General features: G+C 59.0%; 4 protein-coding genes. 2 read left to right on the top strand and 2 right to left on the bottom strand.

Annotated elements, in window-relative coordinates; genetic code table 11:
- Nucleotides 1-175: 175 nt before the first annotated feature.
- Nucleotides 176-1,177 (bottom strand): TRAP transporter substrate-binding protein, encoded by a 1,002-nt coding sequence (locus VDP74_RS15195; RefSeq protein ID WP_322994851.1) that lies wholly within the window; start codon nucleotides 1,175-1,177, stop codon nucleotides 176-178.
- A gap of 145 nt (nucleotides 1,178-1,322) precedes the next feature.
- Nucleotides 1,323-2,315 carry a TRAP transporter substrate-binding protein gene (locus VDP74_RS15190; RefSeq protein WP_322994850.1) on the bottom strand — a complete coding sequence of 331 codons (993 nt, stop codon included), beginning with the start codon at nucleotides 2,313-2,315 and terminating at the stop codon, nucleotides 1,323-1,325.
- Nucleotides 2,316-2,537: 222 nt separating this feature from the next.
- On the opposite strand from VDP74_RS15190, the gene VDP74_RS15185 reads away from it, so the two are divergent.
- Nucleotides 2,538-4,550, top strand: coding sequence for a sensor histidine kinase (locus VDP74_RS15185; protein WP_323000477.1), 2,013 nt, complete (start codon nucleotides 2,538-2,540; stop codon nucleotides 4,548-4,550).
- A 47-nt stretch (nucleotides 4,551-4,597) separates the two neighbouring features.
- Nucleotides 4,598-5,118: response regulator transcription factor (locus VDP74_RS15180; RefSeq protein ID WP_323000476.1), on the top strand; the 521-nt coding region annotated here is incomplete at its 3' end.

Below are 5,118 nucleotides of genomic sequence, written 5' to 3'. Positions count from 1 at the left end.
GCCACGACCTGGGCAAAAGTGACCAGGGTCATGGCCGCCAGCAGGAAGGCGATCAGACTTTCCTCGAAGTGTTCCAGCCACTTTCTAGGCATGGGGAATTCCTCTATCAAATGATGAAGCGGCTGCCGCCATGCGGCAGCCGCCAATTGACGAAATAGTCACTGGATAGCGGTCATTATTCGTCGTTGGACGCTCGTGCCTTGGCAATCAGGTCTTCACCGATCTGATCCGCGAACTTGGTCCAGACAGGGCGCACTGCTTCGCGCCAGGCGGCGACGTCTCGCTTGCTTAAGGTCTGGATCTTGGCCTTGCCGGCTTCGGCGATCTGCTGTTGATCACGATCATTGATTTCGGCGGCCAACTGGTTGGCGTATTCAGTCGCACCGTCCATGGCTTTCTTCAAACCCGCACGCACGTCCTCAGGCAAACCGTCCCACCAGCCGGCATTGGTGATGACCATGTAGTCCAGCGCCCCGTGATTGGTGACGGCGATAGTTTTCTGGACTTCGTGAAATTTCTGCGAGTAGATGTTGGACCAGGGATTTTCGGCTCCGTCCACCACGCCAGTCTGTAGCGCCTGATAGACTTCGGCGAAGGCCAGTTTCTGCGGATTGGCATCCAGCTGACGGAATTGGGCTTCCAGCACGTCAGAAGACTGAATACGGAACTTCAGGCCCTTGATGTCTTCCGGACGAACCAGCTTGTCCTTGTTGGTGGACATCTGCTTCAAGCCGTTGTGCCAGTAGGCCAGGCCCTTGATGCCCTTGGACGTCATGGAATCCAGCAGGCTTTGGCCGGCGGGGCTGGCCTGGAAGCGATCCAAAGCGGCCATATCGTTGAACATGAACGGCAGGTCATAGATCTGCAGTTTTTTGGTGTAGCGGTCGAATTTGGCCAGGGACGGGGCGATGATCTGCACGTCGCCCAGCAGCAGGGCTTCCATTTCCTTGCCGTCGCCAAACAACTGCGAGTTGGGGAAGACCTGGACTTCGACCTTGCCCGGCAAGGCGGCTTCGGCCAGTTCCTTGAATTTCAGAGCGCCTTGACCCTTGGGGGTCTTGTCGGCAACGACGTGGCTGAACTTCACGACGATAGGCTGATCAGCCAGCGCCGTCGATGAAAATGCCAGCGCCAAGCAGACGCCTAGCGTTTTGAGAACGGGAACACGAATTTTCATAGCAAAGTCTCCTGGTTTTAAAGCAATGATCAAAATCGATTGCCAAAGAAGTGATTCATCAGAAATTGTGATTGGCCTCTTTGTCTTGCTGCCTTGCAAAACACCCACCCGGCCAGAGGAAAACCCGGATGACCGCATCGACCCGCTAAGGGGCTTCAATTGCCTGTCGAATATCAGAAATCAGTTGCGCGCCGATATGGTCCACCATCTCGACGCTGACGGGCGCCAGGACGCTTTTCCAGTCTTTGAGTTCTGCTTCCGTCAACACATGGACCTGCGTTTCGCCAGATGCGCGAATCGCCTCCAGGGCTCGTTCGTTTTCTTCTCGTGCAATTAAGCTGGCGTACAGAGTCGCGTCCCGCATGGCCGCTTCCAGCGCCTGGCGGATATCGGAAGGCAAGCCTTCCCAGAATTTTCGATTGACGATGACGACATAGCCCAGATAACCATGATTGGACACAGTCAAGTGTGACTGCACGTTCTGCAGGTTCTGCGTATAGAAGTTGGAGTGTGGATTCTCCGTGCCATCCACCACCCCTGCTTCCAGGGCCGCATAGACTTCGCCGAACCGCATGGCCATCGGCTGGGCGCCCAGCGCCCGCATCTGGGCATCCAGCACCCGAGAAGGCTGAATTCTCATGCGCAAGCCCGCCATATCCGTCGGCGCCAGCAAGGGGCGGTTGGCGGAAAAAGATTTGAAGCCGTTATCCCAGAACGCCAGACCGATGACACCCTTAAGCCGTAAGCGCTGCAGCATGCCCGCCCCAATCGGTCCATGCGTGATCCGGTGCAGCGCCGCTTCGTCGGGAAACAGGAACGGCAAGTCGAACACCTCGAACTCACGTGCATCCAATGGTCCGAACTTGGACAAAGAAGGCGCAATCATTTCCACCGCGCCCAACTGCAGGGCTTCCAACTCTTCGCGGTCCCGGTAGAGCTGGCTGTTCGGATAGATATGCACACGGACGCGACCATTCGTGGCCTGCTCCGCCAACTGCTGAAACCGCACCGCCGCCTTGCCTTTGGGCGTGTCCGAGGCCACGACGTGACTGAACCGGATGACGATGGGCTCCTGCTGCGCGGCGGCGAGCGGGGCGTACGTCAACAGACAGGCGAACAGGGTGGCGAATAGCTTCATGGCGGATGCGGGTCTTGGTAATCTCGATGCTGCATTGTCGAAGAAAGTGCGCTCATTTTCGACAAGCGGGCGCTGCGTTTCAACTGTGGAAATCCACAAGCGGACGTCAATACCCGCCCCGTTTTGTGTCGCACGGCTCGGCTACACTAAGCGCGTCGCCATTGTCGTCACTCTTCCCGCCATCGCCCCGCCTGCGGGGTGACAGGCCTGATCCTATCTGGCATGAAGCCCTTTCCGTCCTACGCTTCGCTGATCCACCGACGCACTTGGCAATGGCTGGTGCCGATTCTGTGCGCGCTGCTGTTTCTGACCACGGTCATCTGGCTGCCGCATCAGGCGCAGCAGATGGAATCCTCCGAGCGCCAGGAACAGCTGATCGCCGATACGCTGTGGGTCGAGCAGACCATCCGTTTTCAGCTGGGGCGTAACGAAGACGACATCCGTTCGCTGGCCAACGCCATCGCCACCGCCCACCTGGCGGATAAAAAGCTGCAGAACCGCATGCATTTTCTGCTGCGCAATCATCCTGAACTGGTACGCATCGCCTGGATCGACGCGGATGGCAAAGGCACGGCATCCAATCAGAAAGGCAGCTTTATCCTGGATGATCTGTCGGAAGAACTTCGTCTGAAACTGGCGCGCGTACGCGATACCAATGCGCCGGAATATATCCAGCCGACCCCACCGGACGATGCGCAGCACCCTGCCCTGATGGACTATCTCTTTCCAATCCATCAAGGCAGTCAGCATATCGGCTGGGTGATCGCCACCTATTCGCTGACCGGCATCCTGGAACAGATGGTGCCCTGGTGGTTTGCCCAGAAAAACCAAATCAGTCTGACGGACCGCCATGAAAATGCTCTCGGGCAGCGCACGGCCGGCGGCGCAGGGCGCGGCGTCTATACCTACGCGCACGACCTGCATCTGCCTTATGCAGACATTACGCTACGCACCGACAGCGTCAAAGGCGCCCCCAACCTGTTGCCCAATCTACTGGTCGTCGCAGTCGTCGCACTGACGCTGGGTCTGTTCTGGAGTCTTGGCGCCTTGTGGCGCGATATCAACCGCCGCACCGCCGTCGAACGCGCCTTACGCGAACAGATCGCCTTTCGCACGGCCATGGAAGACTCCCTCGTGACCGGCTTGCGAGTCTATGACCTGAACGGCAGAATCACCTACGTCAACCCCGCCTTTTGCAGGATGGTCGGCATACCGGCCCAATCCCTGATCGGACTGTCGCCCCCCATGCCCTACTGGGCGCCGGAAGTCCTGGGGGAATATCAGGAACGCTTTGCGCAACGCATGGCGGGTACGATCAGCTCCCACGGTTTCGAAACCGTCTTTTTGCGCCATGGCAATGAACGCTTTCCCGTCCTGGTCTACGAATCCGCGCTGGTGGATGAGACCGGCCAACAGACCGGCTGGATGAGCTCGATCCTGGACATCTCTGACCGCAAGCGATTCGAGGAACTGAACCGACGCCAGCAGGAAAAACTGCAGGCCAGCGCCAGAATGGTGACCATGGGGGAAATCGCATCGACCCTGGCTCACGAACTGAACCAACCGCTGGCCGCCATCACCAGCTATACGACCGGTGCGCTGAACCTGTTGGAAAACCCGGCCATGCACCAGGACGCCGCCGGGATGAAGCGCATCCGCGGCGCGCTGGAAAAGGCCAATACCCAGGCCCAGCGCGCAGGACACGTCATCCGCAGCGTCCATTCCTTCGCCAAACGGCGCGAGCCGCACCGGGAAACCGTGGCGCTGCCGACCCTGATCGCCGACGTCGCCCAACTGGCCGAGCTGCAAGCCAGCCAGCACTTTATCAGTATCAAGACCGATATCCAGTCAGACACACCCGCCGTGCTGGCGGACCCCATGATGCTGGAACAGGTGCTGCTCAACCTGACCCGCAATGCCATCGAGGCGATGCGCGATGTAGAGCAGGCGCGCCGCGTCCTGCACATCGGCGCAGGCCCCGACCCGAGCGCTCCAGGCAGTGTTACCATCAGCGTGGCTGATCGCGGATGCGGCATCCCGCCCCATGCACAGGAACGACTGTTCTCGCCGTTCTTTTCCACGAAATCCGATGGCATGGGCATGGGTCTGAAAATCTGTCGCACCGTCGTCGAATTTCACGGCGGCACCCTGACCTACGCGGACCACCCAGAGGGGGGAACGATTTTCCGCTTCTCGCTGCCCGCATCCATTGCCACCGAAAACATGAAAAAATAGAGCCGCCGTGTCATTTCAGACCACGCGCCAGAGGGGGAGACAGCAAGGTGCTACACATCGTCGACGATGAAGAAGCCATACGGGATTCATTGATCTGGCTGGCGGAATCCCGCCAGATCCACGCTGCGGGCTACGATGGGGCCCAGCCTTTTTTGGACATGCTGGGAGCAGACTATGCCTTCAACCCCGAAGGTGACTGCCTGCTGCTGGACATGCGGATGCCCGACATGAGCGGCGCCCTGTTGTTCGATACCCTGGCGGCACGCGGCCTGACCCAGCGCATGCCCGTCATCTTCCTGACCGGCCACGGCGATGTGCCCATGGCTGTCGACAGCCTGAAACGCGGGGCCTTCGATTTCTTTGAAAAACCGTTCAACGACAACAAGCTGATAGACCGCGTGGAAGAAGCGCTGCAGGCATCACTCAAGGCCGGCGATCAAGCGTTGGTGCAAACACGCCTGGCCTCGCTGTCATCACGCGAACGCGAGGTCATGGACCTGATCCTGGAAGGCAGGATGAACAAGGTCATCGCCGACATGATGGGCATCAGCATGCGCACGGTCGAGGT

The sequence above is a fragment of the Castellaniella sp. genome, assembly GCF_034674885.1.
In the GTDB taxonomy this organism is placed as follows: domain Bacteria; phylum Pseudomonadota; class Gammaproteobacteria; order Burkholderiales; family Burkholderiaceae_B; genus Castellaniella.
This window is presented reverse-complemented; position numbering and strand designations above follow the sequence as displayed.

Excerpts from the sequence above, each read along its gene's own strand:
- VDP74_RS15195 (WP_322994851.1), bottom strand. The coding sequence starts at position 1,177 with ATGAAAATTCGTGTTCCCGTTCTCAAAACGCTAGGCGTCTGCTTGGCG.
- VDP74_RS15190 (WP_322994850.1), bottom strand. The coding sequence starts at position 2,315 with ATGAAGCTATTCGCCACCCTGTTCGCCTGTCTGTTGACGTACGCCCCG.
- VDP74_RS15185 (WP_323000477.1), top strand. The coding sequence starts at position 2,538 with ATGAAGCCCTTTCCGTCCTACGCTTCGCTGATCCACCGACGCACTTGG.